20 protein-coding genes and 1 other RNA gene are annotated in these 20,241 nt (G+C 71.7%); 12 read left to right on the plus strand and 9 right to left on the minus strand.

Annotated elements, in window-relative coordinates; all coding sequences use genetic code 11:
* The first annotated feature begins 15 nt into the window (after positions 1-15).
* Together ACZK5D_RS02270 and ACZK5D_RS02275 are read left to right on the plus strand one after the other, a co-directional pair.
* On the plus strand, positions 16-921 hold the full coding sequence (locus tag ACZK5D_RS02270) for an ABC transporter permease (protein ID WP_463664085.1): 906 nt from the start codon (positions 16-18) through the stop codon (positions 919-921).
* The gene (locus ACZK5D_RS02275; RefSeq protein WP_458994481.1) at positions 921-1,712 is read left to right on the plus strand and encodes an ABC transporter ATP-binding protein; all 792 of its coding nucleotides are present in this window, start codon (positions 921-923) and stop codon (positions 1,710-1,712) included. The genes ACZK5D_RS02270 and ACZK5D_RS02275 overlap by 1 nt, the downstream gene beginning before the upstream one ends.
* 64 nt (positions 1,713-1,776) lie before the next feature.
* Here ACZK5D_RS02275 and ACZK5D_RS02280 read toward each other — a convergent pair whose 3' ends face one another.
* The 5 genes from ACZK5D_RS02280 to trmB all read right to left on the minus strand — a co-directional run bounded on the left by ACZK5D_RS02280 (position 1,777) and on the right by trmB (position 5,222).
* Entirely contained in the window at positions 1,777-2,391 is a 615-nt protein-coding gene (locus ACZK5D_RS02280) for a superoxide dismutase (protein ID WP_463664086.1), read from the minus strand.
* Positions 2,392-2,558: 167 nt separating this feature from the next.
* Positions 2,559-3,023, minus strand: coding sequence for a VOC family protein (locus ACZK5D_RS02285; RefSeq protein WP_458994479.1), 465 nt, complete (start codon positions 3,021-3,023; stop codon positions 2,559-2,561).
* Between the two features lie 54 nt (positions 3,024-3,077).
* The gene (locus tag ACZK5D_RS02290; protein WP_463664087.1) at positions 3,078-3,695 is read right to left on the minus strand and encodes a class I SAM-dependent methyltransferase; all 618 of its coding nucleotides are present in this window, start codon (positions 3,693-3,695) and stop codon (positions 3,078-3,080) included.
* Positions 3,692-4,510 carry a tRNA pseudouridine(38-40) synthase TruA gene (truA, locus tag ACZK5D_RS02295; RefSeq protein WP_463664088.1) on the minus strand — a complete coding sequence of 273 codons (819 nt, stop codon included), beginning with the start codon at positions 4,508-4,510 and terminating at the stop codon, positions 3,692-3,694. Before truA ends, ACZK5D_RS02290 begins: the two co-directional genes overlap by 4 nt.
* Positions 4,491-5,222 (minus strand): tRNA (guanosine(46)-N7)-methyltransferase TrmB, encoded by a 732-nt coding sequence (trmB, locus tag ACZK5D_RS02300; RefSeq protein WP_463664089.1) that lies wholly within the window; start codon positions 5,220-5,222, stop codon positions 4,491-4,493. The genes truA and trmB overlap by 20 nt, the downstream gene beginning before the upstream one ends.
* Before the next feature lie 92 nt (positions 5,223-5,314).
* Between trmB and ACZK5D_RS02305 the strand changes: the two genes are divergently transcribed.
* A complete protein-coding gene (locus ACZK5D_RS02305; protein ID WP_458994475.1) occupies positions 5,315-5,698 on the plus strand; it encodes a YccF domain-containing protein in 384 nt (127 codons plus the stop codon).
* A gap of 9 nt (positions 5,699-5,707) precedes the next feature.
* Here the strand turns inward: ACZK5D_RS02305 and ACZK5D_RS02310 are convergent, their stop codons facing one another.
* A complete protein-coding gene (locus ACZK5D_RS02310; RefSeq protein ID WP_463664090.1) occupies positions 5,708-6,412 on the minus strand; it encodes an NRDE family protein in 705 nt (234 codons plus the stop codon).
* Positions 6,413-6,485: 73 nt separating this feature from the next.
* Here ACZK5D_RS02310 and coaBC point away from each other — a divergent pair, with 73 nt between their 5' ends.
* Positions 6,486-7,712: a bifunctional phosphopantothenoylcysteine decarboxylase/phosphopantothenate--cysteine ligase CoaBC gene (coaBC, locus tag ACZK5D_RS02315; protein ID WP_463664091.1), complete on the plus strand. Its 1,227-nt coding sequence runs from the start codon at positions 6,486-6,488 to the stop codon at positions 7,710-7,712.
* 31 nt (positions 7,713-7,743) lie between these two features.
* Here coaBC and ACZK5D_RS02320 read toward each other — a convergent pair whose 3' ends face one another.
* A complete protein-coding gene (locus tag ACZK5D_RS02320) occupies positions 7,744-9,825 on the minus strand; it encodes an elongation factor G-like protein EF-G2 (RefSeq protein ID WP_463664092.1) in 2,082 nt (693 codons plus the stop codon).
* A 207-nt stretch (positions 9,826-10,032) separates the two neighbouring features.
* Here ACZK5D_RS02320 and rplM point away from each other — a divergent pair, with 207 nt between their 5' ends.
* The 8 genes from rplM to ACZK5D_RS02360 all read left to right on the plus strand — a co-directional run bounded on the left by rplM (position 10,033) and on the right by ACZK5D_RS02360 (position 18,602).
* On the plus strand, positions 10,033-10,476 hold the full coding sequence (gene rplM, locus ACZK5D_RS02325; protein WP_463664093.1) for a 50S ribosomal protein L13: 444 nt from the start codon (positions 10,033-10,035) through the stop codon (positions 10,474-10,476).
* A gap of 17 nt (positions 10,477-10,493) precedes the next feature.
* Positions 10,494-11,018, plus strand: a complete 525-nt coding sequence (gene rpsI, locus ACZK5D_RS02330) for a 30S ribosomal protein S9 (RefSeq protein ID WP_458994470.1) — start codon at positions 10,494-10,496, stop codon at positions 11,016-11,018.
* A 103-nt stretch (positions 11,019-11,121) separates the two neighbouring features.
* The gene (gene glmM, locus ACZK5D_RS02335) at positions 11,122-12,474 is read left to right on the plus strand and encodes a phosphoglucosamine mutase (RefSeq protein ID WP_463664094.1); all 1,353 of its coding nucleotides are present in this window, start codon (positions 11,122-11,124) and stop codon (positions 12,472-12,474) included.
* 59 nt (positions 12,475-12,533) lie between these two features.
* On the plus strand, positions 12,534-13,274 hold the full coding sequence (locus ACZK5D_RS02340) for a zinc ribbon domain-containing protein (protein ID WP_463664095.1): 741 nt from the start codon (positions 12,534-12,536) through the stop codon (positions 13,272-13,274).
* The gene (locus tag ACZK5D_RS02345; RefSeq protein ID WP_463664096.1) at positions 13,274-14,707 is read left to right on the plus strand and encodes an RNB domain-containing ribonuclease; all 1,434 of its coding nucleotides are present in this window, start codon (positions 13,274-13,276) and stop codon (positions 14,705-14,707) included. Before ACZK5D_RS02340 ends, ACZK5D_RS02345 begins: the two co-directional genes overlap by 1 nt.
* Before the next feature lie 25 nt (positions 14,708-14,732).
* An RNA gene (rnpB, locus tag ACZK5D_RS02350) (RNase P RNA component class A) lies at positions 14,733-15,096 on the plus strand.
* A gap of 48 nt (positions 15,097-15,144) precedes the next feature.
* A complete protein-coding gene (locus ACZK5D_RS02355; protein ID WP_463664097.1) occupies positions 15,145-17,643 on the plus strand; it encodes a circularly permuted type 2 ATP-grasp protein in 2,499 nt (832 codons plus the stop codon).
* The gene (locus tag ACZK5D_RS02360; protein WP_463664098.1) at positions 17,640-18,602 is read left to right on the plus strand and encodes a transglutaminase family protein; all 963 of its coding nucleotides are present in this window, start codon (positions 17,640-17,642) and stop codon (positions 18,600-18,602) included. The genes ACZK5D_RS02355 and ACZK5D_RS02360 overlap by 4 nt, the downstream gene beginning before the upstream one ends.
* Here the strand turns inward: ACZK5D_RS02360 and ACZK5D_RS02365 are convergent.
* Together ACZK5D_RS02365 and map are read right to left on the minus strand one after the other, a co-directional pair.
* Positions 18,566-19,369, minus strand: a complete 804-nt coding sequence (locus ACZK5D_RS02365; protein ID WP_463664099.1) for a transglutaminase-like domain-containing protein — start codon at positions 19,367-19,369, stop codon at positions 18,566-18,568. The two genes, ACZK5D_RS02360 and ACZK5D_RS02365, sit on opposite strands and share 37 nt — an antisense overlap.
* Positions 19,366-20,226 carry a type I methionyl aminopeptidase gene (gene map, locus ACZK5D_RS02370; RefSeq protein ID WP_458994464.1) on the minus strand — a complete coding sequence of 287 codons (861 nt, stop codon included), beginning with the start codon at positions 20,224-20,226 and terminating at the stop codon, positions 19,366-19,368. The genes ACZK5D_RS02365 and map overlap by 4 nt, the downstream gene beginning before the upstream one ends.
* Positions 20,227-20,241 lie beyond the last annotated feature (15 nt).

A 20,241-nucleotide genomic window follows, 5' to 3' on the forward strand; every position in this document is an offset into this window, starting at 1 on the left:
ACGAGGCCTGAGCCCATGATCATCGCGTTCGAGATCGGACTCCTCTACGCCGTCATGGCGTTGGGGGTGTACCTCACCTACCGGGTTCTGGACTTCCCGGACCTCACGGTGGACGGCTCGTTCACGACGGGGGCGGCCACCTGCGCCATCCTCATCGTGAGCGGTGCCCCGATCGCGCTCGCGATGGCGGCGGGGGTGGTGGCCGGCATGATCGCCGGCGCCGTCACCGGGCTGCTGCACGTGTGGGGGAAGATCAACCCGCTGCTGGCGGGCATCCTCACCCAGATCGCGCTGTACTCGATCAACCTGCGCATCATGGGCAACAAGGCCAATGTGCCGCTCCTGCGGCAGGACACGCTGTTCTCCGGCCTCCGCGCCGACGGGGTGCTGGGCACGTGGGCGTCGGTGGCGATCTTCGCCGTCGTCGTCTTCGTCATCGGCGCCCTCGTCTACTGGTTCCTGGGAACCAGCTACGGCGTGGGCATGCGGGCCACGGGCGACAACGAGCTGATGGCCCAGTCCCAGGGCATCAACACCGGGACCACGAAGATCGTGGGGCTGATGCTGTCCAACGGTCTCGTGGCGCTCTGCGGCACGCTGGTGGCGCAGTACCAGGGCTTCTCCGACATCTCGATGGGCATCGGCCTCATCGTCGCCGGCCTGGCCTCGGTCATCGTCGGCCAGGCGATCTTCGGGCTCACCGCGGTGTGGCAGGCCGTCATGGCCGCGGCGCTCGGCTCGGTGCTCTACCGGGGCGTCATCCAGATCGCGCTCAACAATGGATTCAACCCCAACGACATGAAGCTCGTCTCGGCGGTGCTCGTGGTGCTCGCCCTGGTGCTTCCGGCCTGGGGGCCGCTGCGCCGGCTGCGGTCGCAGCGCAGGCGCGCCAAGGCCCTCACAGAAGGGGCGGCCGCCTGATGCTCAAGCTCGCAGGAGTCACCAAGCGCTTCTTCCCCGGCACCGTCAACGAGCGGGTCGCGCTCGACAACCTGACGCTCACGCTCCACGAGGGCGACTTCGTCACGGTCATCGGCTCCAACGGGGCGGGCAAGTCCACCATGCTCAACGTGGTCGCGGGCAGGTACCTGCCCGAGAGCGGCCGGGTACTCATCGACGACCGCGAGGTCACGAAGATGCCCGAGCACCGGCGGGCCAGGTGGGTGGCCCGCGTGTTCCAGGACCCCATGGCCGGGACGTCGCCCCACCTCACCATCGAGGAGAACCTCTCCATCGCCTTCGAGCGCGGAAAGCGTCGCGGCCTCGGGATGGCGGTGACCAAGCCGAAGCGGGCGCTGTACCGCGAGGCGCTGACCACCCTGGAGCTCGGGCTGGAGGACCGGCTGCAGATGCGCGTCGGCATGCTCTCGGGCGGTCAGCGACAGGCGCTGAGCCTGCTCATGGCCACCTACGCGCAGCCGTCGATCCTGCTGCTCGACGAGCACACCGCCGCCCTCGACCCGTCCCGGGCGGAGCTGATCACCCGCCTGACGGGGGAGGCGGTGGCCAGGCACCGGCTCACCACGCTCATGGTGACCCACAACATGCACCAGGCCATCGAGCTGGGCAACCGGCTGATCATGATGCACGAGGGCAGGGTGGTCCTCGAGGTCGACGAGGCCGCGAAGAAGAGCATCACCGCCGAGCACCTGCTCGAGGAGTTCTCCAAGATCAAGGGCGCGGCCCTCTCGGACCGCACGCTGCTGGACTGAGCCCGACACGCGCGAAGGGGCCCCGGGGATTCGTCCCCGGGGCCCTTTCGCGTGCGGCCGAGCGTCAGGCCAGAGCGGCCGAGGCCGCCTTCGCCTTGGCGAAGCGCTCGGTGACGTCGGCCCAGTTGACCACGTTCCACCAGGCGTTCACGTAGTCGCCCTTGACGTTCTTGTACTGCAGGTAGAAGGCGTGCTCCCACATGTCGAGCTGCAGCAGCGGGATCTGCCCGGCGGGCAGGTTGCCCTGCTGGTCGAACAGCTGGTTGATGTTCATCCGCTGGCCGAGGGTGTCCCACACCAGCATCGACCAGCCGGAGCCCTGGATGCCGTTGGCCACCGCGTTGAAGTGCTTCTGGAACCCCTCGAACCCGCCGAAGAACTCGTCGATCGCCGCGGCGAGCTCGCCGTCGGGGCGGTCCCCGCCCTCGGGCGACATGTTCTTCCAGAACACCGAGTGGTTGATGTGGCCGCCGAGGTGGAAGGCGGCGTCCTTGCTCAGCTTGTTGACCGCGCCCAGGTCACCCTTCTCGCGGGCGGCGGCGAGCTGCTCGAGCGCGTCGTTGATGCCCTTGACGTAGGCGGCATGGTGCTTGCTGTGGTGCAGCTCCATGATTTCGGGGGCGATGTGCGGCGCGAGAGCGCTGTAGTCGTAGTCGAGATCGGGGAGGGTGTAGGTCATAGCTCACTCCTTCAGCTGAACGGTTCGCGCCTGGGGCGCGCTGACAGTGTCATCCTATGCCGGAACGATAGTTCGTGCTTCAACTATGCCGGGGAGTCCGGGGATCGCTCGGTCATCACGCCAGGTCGGCGGCGCGTCGGCCCCTGATCGTCACCCGTGGGCGTGGGTCAGTCGAGGCAGAACTCGTTGCCCTCGGGGTCGCGCATGACGATGAACCCGTGGCTCATGGGCGGGTCCGGCTCGAACCTCTCGACGCGCGTCGCGCCCAGGGCGACGAGGCGTGCCGCCTCCACCTCGAGGGCCGCCATCCGCTCCTCGCCGCGGAGGCCGGGCGCGGCTCGCACGTCGATGTGGAGCCGGTTCTTCGCCGTCTTGGGCTCCGGCACCTTCTGGATGTAGATGCGGGGGCGCACGCCGTCGGGATCGACGATCACGAAGGCGTCGTCCCAGCGCTCCTCGGGGAGGCCGGTGGCGGCGAGGAACTCGAGCCAGGCGGCGACCGTGTCCTCCGTCGATCCCATGCTCCCACCGGGGGGCGGATCGACGGCGTAGCCGAGCACCTCGATCCAGAACAGGCCGAGCGTCCGGGGGGACGCGGCGTCGAACGTCAGCTGCAGGGCGGGCTTGTGCATGCTGCTCCCTTCCACGGGCTCAGCCTGCCACGCCGCGCGGGCGTCGGGGAGGTTTCAGGAGGCCGAAGGGGCGGTTCCCGAGCGCCCTGGGGAGACCTCGAGGATGCGGAAGCCCTTGGCGGAGGCCACCCTCTCCGTGGGGTAGCCCTGGTCGATGAGCCAGCTCTGCAGCGAGTCTCCGCCCAGGTTCTTGCTCACCACCATCCGGGCCACGCCGTCGGGCGCGAGCCGCGGCAGCCAGGTGAGGAGGAGGGCGTGGAGGGCGTCCTTGCCGATGCGGATGGGGGGATTGGACCAGATCTGGGCGTAGGCGGTGTCCGGGGGCACGGCCTCGGGCGCGGTGGCCCGGACGCGGTCCGCGACGCCCGCCTCGGCGGCGTTGACCGCGGTGAGCTCCACGGCGAGCGCGTTGACGTCGACGGCGTCGACGGTGACCGCGGGCCCGGCCACGGCCAGGCCCACCGCGATGGGGCCGAAGCCGCATCCGAGGTCGAGGAGATGCCTGTGCTGGGGCGGCTCGAAGGTGCGCAGCAGGATGGCGGTCCCCGGGTCCAGCCGCGACCCCGAGAACACCCCTCCCGCCGTGGTGAAGGTGAGGTCGTGGCCGAAGATGGTGGCGGTGATCCGGCGCGTGTTGACCGGACCCTCAGGGGTGTGGAAGTAGTGGCTCACGCGTCCTCCAGGGTGCGCACGGCCCGGGAGGCGACGGCGCGGGCGGCGAGGTCCTCGTCGGCGGGGTAGCCGACCTCCTCCAGGGTCAGGCCGCGGGCCGGCATCACCAGCACCTCGCCGTGCCGCGCGCGCGAGGATGCCACCTGCCCCAGCCAGGCGAGGTCGCGCCGGCCCGCCGCGACGGCCGACAGCGCCCCGACGAGGGAGCGGACCATCGAGTGGCAGAAGGCGTCGGCGAGGAGATGGATCTCGATCGTGCCGTCGTCCAGCCTGGTGGCGCTGAGCTCCCGGAGATCGCGGATGGTGGTGGCCCCGTCGCGTGGCTTGCAGAAGGGCGCGAAGTCCCGCAGGCCCAGGAGTGTCGCGGCGGCCCCGTTGAACGCCTCCAGGTCCAGGCCGTGGCGCAGCGGCACGACGTGGCGGCGCATGAGCGGGTCCGGGGGGGTGTCGGCGGCGATCACGCGGTAGCAGTAGCGGCGCCAGAGCGCGGAGAAGCGGGCGTCGAACCCCTCGGGTGCGCGGCGGACGGACTTGACCGTCACATCCCTGGGGAGTGCCCGGCGGAGCCGGCGGTAGAGCTCGGCGACGACGGCCGCGTCCTCCGGGAGGGGGACGTCGACGTGGCAGACCTGGCCGCGGGCGTGCACGCCCGCGTCGGTGCGGCCGGCGACCACCAGCGTGGGCTGCCCGGGAAGGCGGAGGAGCTGGCCGATCCTCTCCTCGAGGACCTCCTGCACGGTCCGCAGCCCCGGCTGGGTGGCCCAGCCGTGGAACTCGGTGCCGTCGTAGGCGAGGTCAATCCTGAGCCGCATCAACCCTCCGGTAGGTCAGGTCGAAGACGTGACGCCCGGCCGCCAGCCCTCTCGACTCGTACTTGGTCAGCGGGCGCTCCGCCAGGCGGGGCGCCCAGCCGTCGTGCTCGTTGACGAGCCCCGGGGCGTCGTCGAGGTGCTCCCGCATCCACAGCGCGTAGTCCTCCCAGTCCGTCGCGAGCCGCCACAGGCCGCCCGGTACGAGCTTGGCCGTGACCACGTCGGCGAAGTCCGGGCCCACGAGGCGCCGCTTGTGGTGGCGCTTCTTGTGCCACGGGTCGGCGAAGAAGGTCCAGAGCTCGCTGACGGAGCCGTCCTCGAAGAGCTGCTCCAGGCCCTGGGCGCCGTCGGCGACGACCATCCGCACGTTGGTCAGCCCGGCGCGGTCGATCTTCCCGAGCGTGGAGGCGACGGCGGGCTCGAACACCTCGAACGCCACCACGTTGGCCCCGGGGCGGCCCGCGGCCATGGGCACGAGCGAGTCGCCGGCGCCGGAGCCGATCTCCACGATGATCGGGGCCCGGCGCCCGAACTCGTCCGCCCAGTCGACGGTGGCGCCCTCGGCGATGGAGGTGGAGAGCTCGCCGCGGGGCACCTCGACGACGTAGGCGCCCCGGTGCCGCTCCCAGGACCTGGCCTGGGACTCGTTCATGCGGGCGCTCCGACGCACGAAGCTCACCACGTCGCGGTGCAGGCGGGGAGGCAACGGATCCACCGGACCACTCTAGTGGCCTCGGGCCGCCCGCCCCACGGGCCCTGGCCCAGGCGCATACGCTTGTCAGTGTCGGCCGCGCTACAAGGAGAAACATGCGCACACTGCTCAACATCATCTGGGTCGTCTTCGGCGGGTTCTGGCTCGCCCTCGGCTACTTCGTCGCCGGCGTGATCGCCTGCATCTTCATCATCACCATCCCGGCCGGCGTCGCGTCCTTCAGGATGGCCAACTACGTGCTGTGGCCGTTCGGCCGCAGCGTCACGAGGCGACCCGAGGCCGGCGCCGGCTCGGCGATCATGAACGTGCTGTGGTTCGTCATCGCCGGATGGTGGCTCGCCCTGGCGCACGTGGCCGCCGCCCTGGCGCAGACCCTCACCATCGTCGGCATCGCCAACGCCTACGTGAGCCTCAAGATGATCCCCGTCACGTGCTTCCCGTTCGGCAAGCAGATCGTGGACAACGGCACCATCTTCTGACACCCGCCCTCACAGGTCGGGGTGGTTCCACCGCCCCGGCCTGGCGAGGGTGCCGGTGGTCACGGCCACCCCGGACGGGTCCAGGGAGGCGACGGCGACGAGCAGGCTGAGGGTGGGGTAGCCGTGCGGGCGGTTGTCGCGGATGATCGCGCGGTCGTCGGTGGCCTCCAGCCCGGCCGACTCCGCCAGGACCCCCAGCCACGCCTCCCACCAGGGGCCGGACGCCCCGTCATCTGTGGGGGTGGCGGCGAACGCCGGGAGCCACGACGCGATCCTCGGCGTGCCCGGGTCGTCGACGTCGTCGTGGGCCACCATGTGCGTGCCCGGGCTGAGGTCCGCGATCCTCGGCTCCCCGCCCTCCCATGACGTGACCCGCGCGCCGGCAGCGTGGGCCTCCACCAGGTTGAACCCGAGCGTGGTCAGGGGACTGGGCAGGGGGAGCCCGGCAAGCGAGTCCAGCACGAGCGACCCCCGCGAGGTGGGCACCGGCACGTCCGCGCCGCCGGCCCTGTTGAGGAGCACCGACAGGCGCGCGTCGTCGGCGGCCAGCCAGGCGCCGCCGGCCAGCTCGTCGAGCACCCCGCGGACGCGGGGGAGGTGTGGCCACCACGCGCCCAACGGGCGCCAGGGGCGTGCCGGGTCCTCGTCGCGGACCGCCAGCACGCGGACAGGGCCCGTGCCCGGCTCGGGCACCCGGATCACCACTGTGCACATGCCTGGAACAGTACCCTCGGCGCGAACCCCGATCGGCTGTGCCGCGGGCCCCCTGCCTGGGAGAATCGGGCGCATGGTCATCGTCGTGGGAGTCACGGGCGGCATCGCCGCCTACAAGGCAGTTCAGCTCGTCCGCCTCTTCGTGCTCGACGGGCACGAGGTGCACGTCGTCCCCACCGACGACGCGCTCCGGTTCGTCGGGCGGCCCACGTGGGAGGCCATCTCGCGCAACCGGGTGACCACCTCCGTGCACGACGACGTGCCCGAGGTCCGCCACGTGGCGCTCGGCCGGCGCGCGGACCTGGTGGTGGTCGCGCCCGCCACCGCCAACACCATCGCCGCCATGGCGGCCGGGCTCGCCTCAGACCTGCTCGGCACCACGCTGCTCGCCACCGGCGCGCCGGTGCTCATCGCGCCCGCCATGCACACCGAGATGTGGTTGCACCCGGCGACGGCGGCCAACGTGGCCACCCTCGCCGCGCGGGGCGTACACATCGTCGGGCCCGCCGACGGCCCCCTCACCGGCGGCGACTCCGGGCCTGGCCGGATGAGCGAGCCGGAGGACATCCATGCGGCCGCCGTGCGGCTCCTGACCCCAGCGCCGGCGGACCTCGGCGGCGTGACGGTGGCCGTCTCGGCAGGCGGGACCCGGGAGCCGATCGACCCGGTGCGCTACCTGGGCAACCGCTCCAGCGGCCGCCAGGGGGTGGCGCTCGCCGTCGCCGCGGCCGACCGTGGGGCGCGCGTGCTGCTCGCCGCCTGCAACATCGACGGCGAGGTCCTCCGGGACGCACGGCGGCCTGGGGTGGAGATCGTGGAGGCGGGCTCGGCCGCCGAACTGTCCGCGGTGATGCGCGAGCTCGCCGAGGCGGCCGACCTGGTGATCATGGCCGCAGCCGTGGCCGACTACCGCGTGGCCGAGGTCTCCGACGGCAAGCTCACCAAGGAGGCGGGCGCCCCACCGGTGCTCACCCTGGTCGAGAACGAGGACATCGTCGCGGGGCTGGCGGCCCGGCGGCGCCCCGGGCAGCTGGTCGTGGCGTTCGCGGCCGAGACGGCCACCGGCGAGGAGCTGCTGCGGCGGGCGGTCAGGAAGCGCAGGCGCAAGGACGTGGACCTGCTCGCCGTCAACGAGGTGGGCTGGGACAAGGGCTTCGAGGTGGCGGAGAACCGGCTGCTGTTCCTCGACGCCCGCGACGAGGTGATCGCGGAGGCCTCCGGCAGCAAGCGGGACGTGGCCGACGCGCTGCTCGACGCGGCCCGTGGACTCCTCGGACGCGGACCGGCCGCGCGCCCCTGAGCGGGACGCGCGGCCGGCACGGCGCCTGGTGCTACTGCTTCGGCCAGAGCTCCTGAGGCATCAGCTCGTAGCCGTGGAACTCGCGGGTGAAGCTGCCCGTGCCCTGCGCGACGCCGCGCAGGTCGATGGGGTAGCTGACAAGCTCGCTCTGTGGGACGAGGGCCTCGATGGTGGCGTGGCCGTGGCCGTCGAGGTCGCTGCCCTGCACCTGGGCCCGCCTGCCGGCGAGATCGGTCAGGACGGCGCCCATGAACGAGTCGCCGGCCGTGACCCTGACCCGGTCGATGGGCTCCAGCAGCCCCACCTTCCCGGGGCCGGCGGCGTCGCGGAGGGCGAGCTGGCCGGCCACCTGGAACGCCATGTCGGAGGAGTCCACGGAGTGCGACTTGCCGTCGTACAGGGTGACCCGCACGTCCACCATGGGCATCCCGAACGTGGTGCCGTGCGCGAGTTGCTGCTCGAGGCCCTTCTCCACGGAGCCGATGTAGGCGCGCGGGACCGAGCCGCCTACCACCTTGTCCACGAACTCGAAGCCGCCGCCGCGGGGGAGAGGCTCCACCTCGATGTCGCAGACGGCGAACTGGCCGTGCCCGCCGGACTGCTTGACGTGGCGGCCCTTCCCCTTCGACGGCGACACGAACGTCTCCCGCAGCGCCACCCGCACCGGCTCCTCCTGGAAGCCCACCTGGTAGCGCTCGCGGAGCCGCGACAGCAGCAGGTCCTTGTGGGCCTGCCCCATGACCCAGAGCAGCTGCTGCTCGGTGTCGGCGTTGCGCTCGAGGTGCACCGTCGGGTCCTCCAGCGCGAGGCGGTGCAGCGCCGAGGCGAGCTTGTCCTCGTCGCCGCGGCTGGCGGCGTGGATGGCCACCGGCAGCTGCGGCGAGGGCAGCGCCCACGGCGGCAGCAGCGCCGGCCGGACCGGATCGGAGAGGGTGTCCCCGGTCTCGGCCTTCGAGAGCCGGGTGACCGCGACGATCTCACCCGCGATCGCCACGGGCTTCGCGACGATCTCGCCGCCGAGCGTGACGCTCATCGGCCCGATGCGCTCGTCGTCGTCGTGATCGGGGTGCATGGGATCGGCCTCGCCGCCGAACAGCTCACGGTGGCCGGAGACGTGGACCACGTCGTCGACCTTGAGCGAGCCGCTGAAGATGCGCACCAGGCTGGTGCGGCCGGCGAAGTTGTCCGACGTGGTGCGGATCACCTGCGCCACGAGCGGGCCGTCCGGGTCGCACGACGGCGCCGGGAGCGTGGCGCCGTTGGGGGTGGTGATCGGCGGGATGTGGTGCGACGCGGGGGCGGGGAACCCGCGCTCGATCCAGCGCAGCAGCTCCTCCGTGCCCTTGTCCGACGTGGTGTGGGCCGGGAGCACGGGGAAGAACCTGCCCGACTCGACGGCGGCCAGCAGCGCCGCGTGCACCTCCTCAGCCGCGAGCTCCTCGCCCTCGAGGTAGCGCTCCATCAGGTCCTCGTCCTGCACCTCGGTGATGATCGCCTCGAGGAGCGGCGCCCGGCGGTCGTCGATCAGCGCCAGCTCCTCTTCGGTGGCGTCCCGCGACACCCGGCTTCCCGACGAGTAGTCGTGGGCGCGCTTGTTGAGCAGCGACAGGTTGCCGACGTTCTCCCCTCCGATGTCGAGGGGGATGAGCGCCGGGATGATGTTCTCGCCGAACGTGTCCTGGACCACGGAGACCATGAGGTCGAAGTCTGCGCGGCCCTGGTCCAGCTTGGTGATGGCGATGATGCGGGGCATCTCGACGTCCGCGCACTCGTGCCAGAGGGCGATGGTGCCGGCGTCGATGTCCTCGCCGGCCGCGACGACGAAGATCGCCGCGTCGGCGGCCCGGAGGCCCGCCCGCAGCTCGCCGACGTACTCCGCGTGCCCGGGGGCGTCGAGGAGGTTGATCTGCACGTCGTTGGTCGGGATCGAGGCCAGCGTCAGCGATGCCCCCCTCTCGGGGGTGTCTTTCTCGCCGCGGTAGCCCTCGATGCGGGCGCGCAGAAGATGTTCGAACAGGGTTGTCTTTCCCGAGCCGCTGGACCCCACGAGGACGACGTTGCGGACGTCACTGGGTGCCGAGACGGCGATCTGGGGACTCGTCTTTGAGGCCATGGCCTTACGTTAGACCCCTCGTGAGCGCAGAATGGGCGGACCCCCGCAAATCGCCCTCGTGGCGCGGGGCGCCGGCACCGGAGCTGATTTGCCCGCCCACGCCGCCTCGACGTAAGCTAGGCAGCTGTTGCGCGCATTCTGCGACCCTGCCCTGGCACGGTCGGCGGGCAACCCCCATCAGTTAGCAAACCGAATGGAAGTGGGATTGTGTCAACGTACACCCCAAAGCCGGGCGAGATCGTCCGGGACTGGCATGTCATCGATGCCGACAACGTGATCCTTGGGCGCCTCGCCGTCCAGATCGCCAACCTCCTGCGTGGCAAGCACAAGCCGCAGTTCGCGCCGCACGTGGACACCGGTGACTTCGTCGTCGTCGTCAACGCGTCCAAGATCGCTCTCTCCGGCAGCAAGCGCACCGATTCCATGCGTTACACGCACTCCGGCCGCCCGGGCGGGCTCCGCACCGTCCCCATCGGCGAGATGCTGGAGAAGGATCCCCGTCGCGCCGTCGAGCGCGCTGTGTGGGGGATGCTCCCGAAGAACAAGCTCAGCCGTCAGATGATGAGCAAGCTCAAGGTCTACTCGGGCCCCGAGCACCCCCACGCCGCCCAGCGGCCGCAGCCGTACGCGATCACCCAGATCGCCCAGTGAGCGAGAGCGAGACGCACATGACCACCACTGACATCGACGAGACCACCGCCGACGAGATCACCCCCTTCGTCGACGACGAGAACCGCGAGATCGCGTACCGCTCCGACGCCAACCCGGCCGCCGCCGCCGGCTCCGACGTGCGCCCCGCCGTCGTCGCCCCCGGTGCCGCCACCGGCCGTCGCAAGGAGGCCATCGCCCGCGTGCGCATCGTCCCCGGCACCGGCACGTGGACGATCAACGGCCGCACCCTCGAGGACTACTTCCCCAACAAGGTGCACCAGCAGCTGGTGAGCGACCCGTTCGTCGTCGCCGGCGTCAACGGCTCCTACGACGTGATCGCCCGCATCCACGGCGGCGGCATCACCGGTCAGGCCGGCGCGCTGCGCCTCGGCGTGGCCCGCTGCCTCAACGGGATCGACACCGAGGCCTCGCGCCCGGGCCTCAAGAAGGCCGGCATGCTGACCCGCGACGCCCGCATCAAGGAGCGCAAGAAGGCTGGTCTCAAGAAGGCCCGCAAGGCTCCTCAGTACAGCAAGCGCTGACCCCAGCCGCTTCGGAAACGCCCATCCCCTCGACGGGGGTGGGCGTTTTCCGCTTCCCGGGGCGATTCGTCGGGCCGGTTTGGCCGACTGTATTGTCTCGTGCGTGGCACGACTCTTTGGTACCGACGGCGTCCGTGGCGTCGCGAACAGCGAACTGACCGCCGAGCTGGCGCTCGACCTCTCCGTCGCGGCGGCGCACATCCTGGGTGAGGCCGGCGCCTTCGCCGGGCACCGCCCCGTGGCCCTCGTCGGCCGCGACCCTCGCGCGAGCGGCGAGTTCCTCGAGGCGGCCGTCATCGCGGGCCTTGCCTCTGCCGGCGTCGACGTGGTGCGCCTCGGCGTGCTGCCCACCCCCGGGGTGGCCCATCTGGTCAACGCGTTCGACGCGGACCTGGGCGTGATGATCTCCGCGTCCCACAACCCCATGCCCGACAACGGCATCAAGTTCTTCTCCAAGGGCGGGGTGAAGCTCGACGACTATCTCGAGGACGCCATCGAGGCCCGGATGGGCGAGGACTGGGACCGCCCCGTCGGCGGCGACGTGGGCCGCATCCGCAGCGACATGGGCGCCGTCGAGGGGTACGTGGCGCACCTGGTGGGCTCGCTGGGGGAGGACGCCTCGCTCGAGGGGCTCACCGTGGTGGTGGACTGCGCCAACGGCGCGGCCGCGGCCACCGCGCCCGAGGCGTTCGCCGCCCAGGGCGCGCGCGTCATCGCCATCCACGCCGAGCCGGACGGCCTCAACATCAACCGCGACTGCGGCTCGACGCACCTGGAGGACCTCATCGCGCGCGTCCGGGCGGAGGGGGCGGACCTCGGTATCGCCCTCGACGGGGACGCCGACCGCTGCCTGGCGGTGGACCACGAGGGCAACGTCGTGGACGGGGACCACATCCTGGCCATCCTCGCGATCGCCATGAAGGAGGAGCACCGCCTCCACTCGGACACGCTGGTGGCCACCGTCATGAGCAACCTGGGCCTCATCAACGCGATGCGCGCGCACGGCATCCGGGTGGACCAGACGAAGGTGGGGGACCGCTACGTCCTGGAGTCGATGAACGCCAACGGGTTCGCGCTCGGCGGGGAGCAGTCCGGGCACGTGATCATCAACGAGTTCGCCAACACCGGCGACGGCACCCTGACGGGCCTGCATCTGGCGGCCCGGATGGTCAAGACCGGCCGCACGCTGAAGGACCTGGCCTCAGTGATGACCGTGCTCCCGCAGGTCATCATCAACGTGCGCGGCGTGGACAAGCTGCGAGCCGGCATCGACACCGGGGTGCAGCAGGCCGTCGCCGCCGCGTCGCGGGAGCTGGGCGACACCGGCCGCGTGCTGCTGCGGCCCTCCGGCACCGAGCCGGTGGTCCGCGTCATGGTCGAGGCGCCCTCGGACGAACAGGCGCGCCGCATCGCCGACACGCTGGCGGAGAAGGTCAAGACGCGTCTCGCGCTCTGAGTCCTCAGCCATCACCAGCCGGTATCCTGGGCGGCACCCAACTGGATAAGGACCGTCCGATGCTCGCTGACCCTGTCGATCAACGCACGCTGCTCACGCTCGCGGATCTCGATGCCGAGGTGGCAAGGGTCCAGCACACGGCCAGGTCGCTGCCGCAGCACAAGGCCATCGCCGAGCTGATGGCCTCCCGGCAGCAGGCCACCGACGAGCTCATCTTCGCGGTGACCGAGGTGGACGACCTGCAGGTGGCGGTGGCCAAGGCCGAGGCGGACCTTGCACCGGTGCGCGCCCGCCTCGAGCGCGACGAGAGGCGCATCGTCGACGGCTCGGTCACGGACGGCAAGATCCTGCGCTCGCTGCAGGACGAGGTGGAGCACCTCAAGCGCCGGATCTCCGACCTCGAGGACGACGAGCTGGAGTGCATGGCCCGCCTGGAGGACGCGGCGGCCCGCCGCGACCGCATCGCGGCCCGCAAGACGGAGATCGAGACGCGCCTGCGCAGCGAGGTGGCCCTCCGCGACGAGCAGGTGGCCCGCCTCAGCCAGGAGGCCAAGGACCTGAGCGTGACCCGCGCGCCCATCGCGGCCCTGGTGCCCGCCCCGCTGCTGGCGGTCTACGAGAAGTACCGGGCGTCCTCCGGCCTGGGCGCCGCGGCGCTGAAGGCGGGACGCTGCAGCGGCTGCCAGCTCCAGCTGAACGTCTCCGACCTCGACACCTACCGCCGGGCGCCGGCGAACATGGTGCTGCGCTGCGCCGAGTGCGACCGGATACTGGTGCGCACCGAGGAGTCCGGTCTCTGATGCCCTCGACGCACCTTGACATCCGCGATATCCCGGCCGAGGTGCGCGAGGCGCTGATCACGCTGCAGAAGCGGCTGGACCTGCCCCGATCGTTCCCCCGCGAGGTGCTCGCCGAGGCCGAGGTGGCCGCCCAGCTTCCGCCCTCGGCACACGTCGACCGCACCGACATCGAGCTCGTCACCATCGACCCGGCCAGCTCGACCGACCTGGACCAGGCTCTGCAGATCGAGCGCGACGGCGACGGATACCTCGTGCGCTATGCCATCTCCGACGTGGCCCACTTCGTGCGCCCGGGCACCGCGCTGGAGGCCGAGACGCACCGGCGCGGGCAGACGCTCTACGCCCCCAGCGCCCGCGTGCCCCTGCACCCGGCGGTGCTGGCCGAGGGCGCGGCGTCGCTCCTGGCCGACGGCGCCCCCCGCCCCGCGATGCTCTGGGAGCACCGTCTCGACGCGTCCGGGCAGCTCATCGACGTCTCCCTCACCAGGGCCATGGTGCTGAGCCGGGCCAAGCTCAACTACGAAGGCGTGCAGCGCGACCTGGACCGCGGCGAGCCGCACCCCAGCGTCGCGCTGCTGCCCGAGGTGGGCGAGCTCCGCCGTCGGCTCGAGATCGAACGCGGCGGCGTCTCGCTCAACCTGCCCGAGCAGGAGATCGTGGAGCACGACGGCTCATGGGAGCTGGAGTTCCGGCACATGGTCCCGGTGGAGGACCACAATGCCCAGATCTCCCTGCTGACCGGCTTCGCCGCGGCCCGCATCATGCTCGACGGCGGGATCGGCATCCTGCGGACCCTGCCGCCCGCCGAGGACTGGTCGCTGGAGAAGCTCCGCCGCGCGGCGGGAACCCTGGGCGTGCCCTGGCCCCGGTCGATGAGCTACCCCGAGTTCGTGCGGTCGCTCTCCCCGGACAACCCGCGCGAGCTGGCCGTGCTCACCCGGTGCACCATGCTGTTCCGCGGCGCCGGCTACCTCGCCTTCGACGGCGAGGTCCCGGACGCCCACCTCGAGCACTCGGCGCTCGCCGCCCCGTACGCGCACACCACGGCCCCGCTGCGTCGCCTCGTCGACCGCTACGTCCTCGAGGTGTGCCACAGCCTCCTCAACGGGCTCGAGGTGCCGGGATGGGCCCGCGACGGCCTGCACGCGCTGCCGGCCGAGATGGCCGAGTCCGGGCGGGTGGCGCGGGCCTACGAGAACGGCGTGCTGGACCTCGCCGAGGCGCTGGTGCTGCGCGCCGACGTGGGCCGGATCCTGGTGGGCGTGGTCACCGACGTCCACCCCAAGACGGGCATGGGCACGGTGCAGGTGCCGGACCCCGCCGTCGAGCTGCGGGTGAAGGCGTCCCAGAAGGAGGTGGGCTCCGAGATCCGGGTCCGCGTCGACAAAGTGGACGTGAGGTCCGGCAAGGTGGTGCTGTCGCGGCCGAACTGATCCCCGCGCTAGGATGGTGGGCGGACGAGTCGGCCAGATGATCGCGGCCACTTCGGTGGCTGAGGAAAGTCCGGACTCCACAGAGCAGAGTGGTGGGTAACGCCCACCCGGGGTGACCCGCGGGACAGTGCCACAGAAAACAGACCGCCTGGAGACAGGTAAGGGTGAAACGGTGGTGTAAGAGACCACCAGCGCTCCGGGTGACCGGAGCGGCTCGGTAAACCCCACTCGGAGCAAGACCAAGAAGGCCGGCCCAGGCCGGCCGCGGACGCCACTTGAGCGCTGCTCGCGCGAGGCATCCGGGTAGGTTGCATGAGCCCGTCGGCGACGGCGGGCCTAGATAGATGATCATCCGTCGACAGAATCCGGCTTACCGGCCGACTCGTCCGCCAGCAGCACAGGTTCCCGCCCCGCCCGGCAGCCACTAGGGTTGCCGTGTGACAGCGGAGGCAGCACCCACCACCGAGCTGGCGGACTACCGCCGCCGGGCGGCGGGCGGCTGGGACGAGCTGACCTCCGGGGCCAGGCCGGACCAGCTGCTGCTGCACGGCGTGATCGAGTCGCTCGGCCTGCCTGGGCTGCAGGCCGCGGGCCGCGAGATCCAGCGCCTCGTCGAGGACGAGGGCATCCTCTACGGCGGCGAGTCGCGGCGGAGCTGGGTGGTCGACCCCCTCCCCCTGATCCTCGGCGCCGACGAATGGGACGCCCTCGAGGCGGGACTGAAGCAGCGCACCCGCCTCCTTGGGCTGGTGCTGCGCGACCTTTACGGCGAACAACGCCTGCTGTCCTCCGGCGCCCTGCCCGCGGAGATCGTCTGGGGCCACCAGGGGTTCCTGCACCAGGCCAGCGGCATCCACATGCCCGGGCACGCCTGGCTGCCGCTGGCCGCCGTCGACCTCGGCCGCGACCGTACCGGCGCCTGGACCGTCCTGGCCGACCGCACCGACGCTCCGTCGGGCATGGGCTACGTCATGGCCAACCGGCGGCTGACGTCGCGGGTGATGGCGGACCTCCACCACGACGCCCGGCCCGCGCGGCTGCGCAGCTACTTCTCCGCGATGCGCGCCGGCCTCCAGCAGCTGGCCCCGCGGGCCGGACACACCCCCAAGGGCGTGCTCCTGTGGGCCGGCGCGGGCGGCGAGACCGCCTACGAGCAGGGCTTCCTCGCCACCCTCCTCGGCTACGCGCTGGTGGAGGCCGAGGACCTCGTGCTCCGCGACGGGCAGGTGTGGGTCAACTCGCCCGAGGGCAGGGCGCTGGTCGACGTCATCCTCCGCCGCGTCGACTCGAACCTGTGCGACCCCCTGGAGTTCCGCAGCGACTCCCAGCTCGGTGTGGCGGGCCTGCTGGAGGCCACCAGGCTGGGCAACGTCGCCAGCCTCAACCCGCTCGGCAGCGGCGTGCTGGAGAACCCGGCGCTCCTCGGCCTCCTGCCCGCGCTCGCGCCGCAGCTGCTGGGGGAGGAGCTGCTCCTGCCCTCGGCACAGACGTGGTGGTGCGGAGACGACGCGCAGCGCAGCCACGTCCTGACCAACCTTGACACCTTGCTGCTCAAGCCCCTGAGCCGCGGCCTCGGCGCCGCGACCCTCGCGGGGTGGGAGCTGGCGGCGGCGCAGAAGGACCAGCTCGCCGCCCGCATCGCGGCGGAGCCCTGGGCCTGGTGCGGCCAGGACCCGCTGGACCTCTCCACCACGCCGGTGGTCACCGACGACGCCCTCGAGCCCCGGCGCGTGGTGCTGCGCTGTTTCGCGGCCCAGGTGGACCACTCCCACGAGATCCTCGCCGGCGGGCTCGCCCGCGTGGCCCGCGACGACCGGTTCCGGATCACCACCATGAGCGGGGCACTCACCAAGGACGTCTGGGTGCTGGACCCGGAGGACGTTCAGGAGACCTGGACCCCCACGTTCGACGGCGGCCCCATCGCCATCCAGCGCGTCGCCACCCTGGCCCCGCGTGTCGCGGACAACCTCTACTGGTTCGGGCGCTACACCGAGCGCGCCGACGGCACCGTGCGGCTGCTTCGCCTCGCCGTCGACCTCGCGCACGACCACGGCCGCAGCCCCGCCTCGCGCGGCGGTCAGGTCCTCGCCGCCGTGCTGGCGGCGGGGGAGGGGATCACCGACCTGGACCTGTCCAGCCGCGACGTGGGCGGTGCGCTGAAGCGGTTGCGCCCCGCCGTGGTCGACGGCTCCGCCCGCGGATCCGTCGCGCACGCCGTCCGCCGCCTGACCGAGGCCGCCCAGGAGGTGCCGGACATCATGTCCGGCGACCTCTGGCACGTGCTCAGCCAGCTCAGCAGGCTCCTCGGCGAGGCAGGCAGGCGCCGCGACCTCGCCGGCGTGCTCGACGACCTGGTGGCCGGCACCCTGGCAATCGCCGGCATCAACAACGAGAGCCTCACCCGCGACGTGACCTGGGCCTTCGTCGACGCCGGAGTCAGGATCGAGCGGGCCCAGCGGATGCTGGCCGTCGTCGAGCACACCCTCGGCGCGGACCGGGCCGCCGTCGTGGAGAACCAGCTCGCCGACGCCGTCCTCGAGATGGGCGAATCCCTCATCACGCAGCGCCGCCGGTCCGCCTCGGGCGAGGGCCCGCGCAGGCCCGCCCTGGCCGCCACCCAGCTGCTCATCTGCGACCGCTCCAACCCCCGCTCGGTGGCCTACCAGCTCGACCGGCTCGTCGAGGACCTGCGGCTGATCGGCGACGAGGAGCTGGCCGCCCGCGCCGCGGACCTGGTCGCGGTGTTCGTCAGCGCGGACGTCGTGGGGCTGTTCGCCGGCCCCCGGGCCCTGGTGGCGGGCTTCGCCCGGACCGAGCTGTCGGAGCTGCGGGCCGTCTCCGACGAGCTCACGCGGAGGCACCTCACCAGGTCCGCCCCGCGGCGCGCCACGCTCAGCGAGTGGAGCGCGGGGACGATGCTGGGGGAGGACGCATGAGGCAACTCCCGGAGAACCTGGCGCCCCGCCGCTACTTCGTCAAGCACCGCACCAGCTACGAGTACCCCGAGGCCGTGACCCTGTGCTACGAGCGGGGGTTCCTCACCCCCCGAGACACCGCCTCGCAGCGGGTCCGCGCCCACGGCACCCAGGTGCTGCCCCACCCCCTGCTCCAGACCGAGCACGTGGACCGGTTCGGCAACACCAGCCACTACCTGGAGATCCACTACCCCCACACGCACCTCGACGTGGTCAAGGAGGCCATCGTCGACGTGGCCTGGCCCGAGGTGGACGTGGAGTCGCTCAACCAGTGGACGCTCGCCTCGGCGCAGCGCGCCACGGTGGGCAACGCCGCGTTCCGGCTCGACCGGGCGATGTTCGCCCTGCCGTCGAAGCACGTGGCCGTGGCGTCGCGGGAGAAGCTGGCCTCCTACGCCGAGACGATCCTCGCGCCCGGCCTGGGCTTCGGGGAGGCGCTCGTGGAGCTGACGATGGGCATCCGCCGCGACTTCGCCTACCGGCCGGGCGTCACGTCCGTGCGCACCACCGTCGACGAGCTGCTCAAGCTGCGGGCCGGCGTGTGCCAGGACTTCGCCCACCTGGGGATCGCCATCCTGCGGTCCCTGGGGGTGCCCGCCCGCTACGTCTCGGGCTACATCGAGACGGTGCCGGCGCCCGGTCAGGCCAAGCTGGAGGGGGCGGACGCGTCCCACGCCTGGATCTCCGTGCTGGCGCCCAACGGCACCTGGGTGGACGTGGACCCCACGAACGGGCAGTTCGCGGACTCCCGCTACATCGTCACCGCGTGGGGCCGCGACTTCGCCGACGTCAGCCCGCTCCGCGGCGTGATCGTGACCGAGGCCGCCACGTCGAGGCTGTCGGTGGGCGTGGACGTGCTACCCATGGACGGCGACGAGGCCCCTCAGGTGAGCGTCCTGAAGCTGAAGTTGTCGTCGTAGGGCAGGTCCCCGTCCACCGTCGCGTCCACCGTGAGGCGGCTGAGCGTGGTGCGGCCCGCCAGCGTGGTCATGAACGCGGTGTCCGCGGCGTCGCGGCCGGTGCAGATGCGCACCATCGACGTGCGGGGCGCGAGCCCGGTGGCGTCCAGCAGGTACCAGGTGCCGTTCCAGTAGGCCTCGACGACGGCGTGGAAGTCCATCGGGACCAGGCCGGGCGCGTAGACCGACACCAGGCGCGCTGGCATGTTCACGCCCCGGAGGAAGGCGACCACCAGGTGGGCGGAGTCGCGGCAGACGCCGGCCCGGCTGAGGTATGTCTCGAGGGCGCCGTCGACGACGCGGCTGGAGCCCGGCCGGTAGATCACCTTGGTGCGCACCCACTGCGTGACCGCGCTCATCAGCTCGAACCCGGTCAGGCCCGCGAAGTGCGTGTGGCTGAGGTTGGCCAGCCGGTCCGAGTCGCAGTACCGCGACGGCCGGGTGTAGAGGATCTCGTCGATGCCCTGCATGGGCGACTCGGGGGCCGGCGCGAGGACGTCTGCCGTGTAGTCCACCGTCAGGGGGCCGACGGGGACGCCGCGCAGGCGGTGCAGGCGGCTCCCGGAGGGGGCGATCAGCTCCTCGGCCTCCACCTCTTCGTCGCCGGCGCGGAACGTGAGCGTCTCCTCGACCTCCGGATAGTCGGTGCTGACGGCGACGGAGAACACCAGGTCCGCCGGCGCGCCGACGGTCACCTCCAGACGGCTGGAGACGTGGCGCACGCTCATGCGGCCCAACCCGGGAGGGTCAGGACCTCGGCGCCGGTCTCGGTGACCACCAGGCTGTGCTCCCACTGCGCCACGCGCGACCTGTCCGTGGTGACCACGGTCCAGTCGTCGTCCCACTGGTCGGTCTCGTGCGTGCCCAGGGTGAGCATGGGCTCGATGGTGAAGGTCATGCCGGGCTGCATGACGGTGTCCATCCGCGGCTCGTCGTAGTGCAGGATCACCAGGCCCGAATGGAACGTGGTGTGCACCCCGTGGCCGGTGTAGTCCCGCACCACCCCGTAGCCGAACCGCTTGGCGTAGGACTCGATCACCCGCCCGATGACGGAGATCGGGCGCCCCGGGCGGACCGCCTTGATGGCGCGGTTGAGCGCCTCCTGCGTGCGCTCGGTGAGGAGCCGGGACTCCTCGTCGACGTCGCCGCAGAAGAACGTGCCGCAGTTGTCCCCGTGCACGCCGTCCTTGAAGGCGGTCACGTCGATCTTGACCAGGTCCCCGTCCTCCAACGGGCGCAGGTCCGGGATGCCGTGGCAGACCACCTCGTTGACGGAGGTGCAGATGGACTTCGGGAAGCCGCGGTAGCCGAGCGCCGACGGGTAGGCGCCGTGGTCCAGCATGTACTCGTGCGCGACGGCGTCGAGCGCGTCGGTGGTGACCCCGGGGGCGATGGCCTTGGCGGCCTCGTACATGGCCTCCGCCGCGATCCGGCCCGCCACCCGCATCTTCTCGATCACCTCGGGCGGCTGCACGTGTGAGCCCGTGTAACGCTTCGGCGCGGGCCGGCCCACGTACTCGGGGCGGGGGATGCTGCGCGGCACGTCGCGCTGGGGGGTGATGTCGTGCGGGGTCACTGGGTTCACAGTGGTCAAGTCTAC

This window comes from Tessaracoccus yangjingae, assembly GCF_055326235.1.

What these genes read in the sequence shown, in the direction of transcription:
- coaBC (WP_463664091.1), top strand. Translation starts at nt 6,486, where the DNA reads ATGGTCATCGTCGTGGGAGTCACGGGCGGCATCGCCGCCTACAAGGCA.
- ACZK5D_RS02340 (WP_463664095.1), top strand. Translation starts at nt 12,534, where the DNA reads ATGCTCGCTGACCCTGTCGATCAACGCACGCTGCTCACGCTCGCGGAT.
- ACZK5D_RS02275 (WP_458994481.1), top strand. Translation starts at nt 921, where the DNA reads ATGCTCAAGCTCGCAGGAGTCACCAAGCGCTTCTTCCCCGGCACCGTC.
- rpsI (WP_458994470.1), top strand. Translation starts at nt 10,494, where the DNA reads ATGACCACCACTGACATCGACGAGACCACCGCCGACGAGATCACCCCC.
- ACZK5D_RS02360 (WP_463664098.1), top strand. Translation starts at nt 17,640, where the DNA reads ATGAGGCAACTCCCGGAGAACCTGGCGCCCCGCCGCTACTTCGTCAAG.
- ACZK5D_RS02310 (WP_463664090.1), bottom strand. Translation starts at nt 6,412, where the DNA reads ATGTGCACAGTGGTGATCCGGGTGCCCGAGCCGGGCACGGGCCCTGTC.
- ACZK5D_RS02365 (WP_463664099.1), bottom strand. Translation starts at nt 19,369, where the DNA reads ATGAGCGTGCGCCACGTCTCCAGCCGTCTGGAGGTGACCGTCGGCGCG.
- ACZK5D_RS02345 (WP_463664096.1), top strand. Translation starts at nt 13,274, where the DNA reads ATGCCCTCGACGCACCTTGACATCCGCGATATCCCGGCCGAGGTGCGC.
- ACZK5D_RS02270 (WP_463664085.1), top strand. Translation starts at nt 16, where the DNA reads ATGATCATCGCGTTCGAGATCGGACTCCTCTACGCCGTCATGGCGTTG.
- ACZK5D_RS02320 (WP_463664092.1), bottom strand. Translation starts at nt 9,825, where the DNA reads ATGGCCTCAAAGACGAGTCCCCAGATCGCCGTCTCGGCACCCAGTGAC.
- ACZK5D_RS02305 (WP_458994475.1), top strand. Translation starts at nt 5,315, where the DNA reads ATGCGCACACTGCTCAACATCATCTGGGTCGTCTTCGGCGGGTTCTGG.
- ACZK5D_RS02285 (WP_458994479.1), bottom strand. Translation starts at nt 3,023, where the DNA reads ATGCACAAGCCCGCCCTGCAGCTGACGTTCGACGCCGCGTCCCCCCGG.
- ACZK5D_RS02280 (WP_463664086.1), bottom strand. Translation starts at nt 2,391, where the DNA reads ATGACCTACACCCTCCCCGATCTCGACTACGACTACAGCGCTCTCGCG.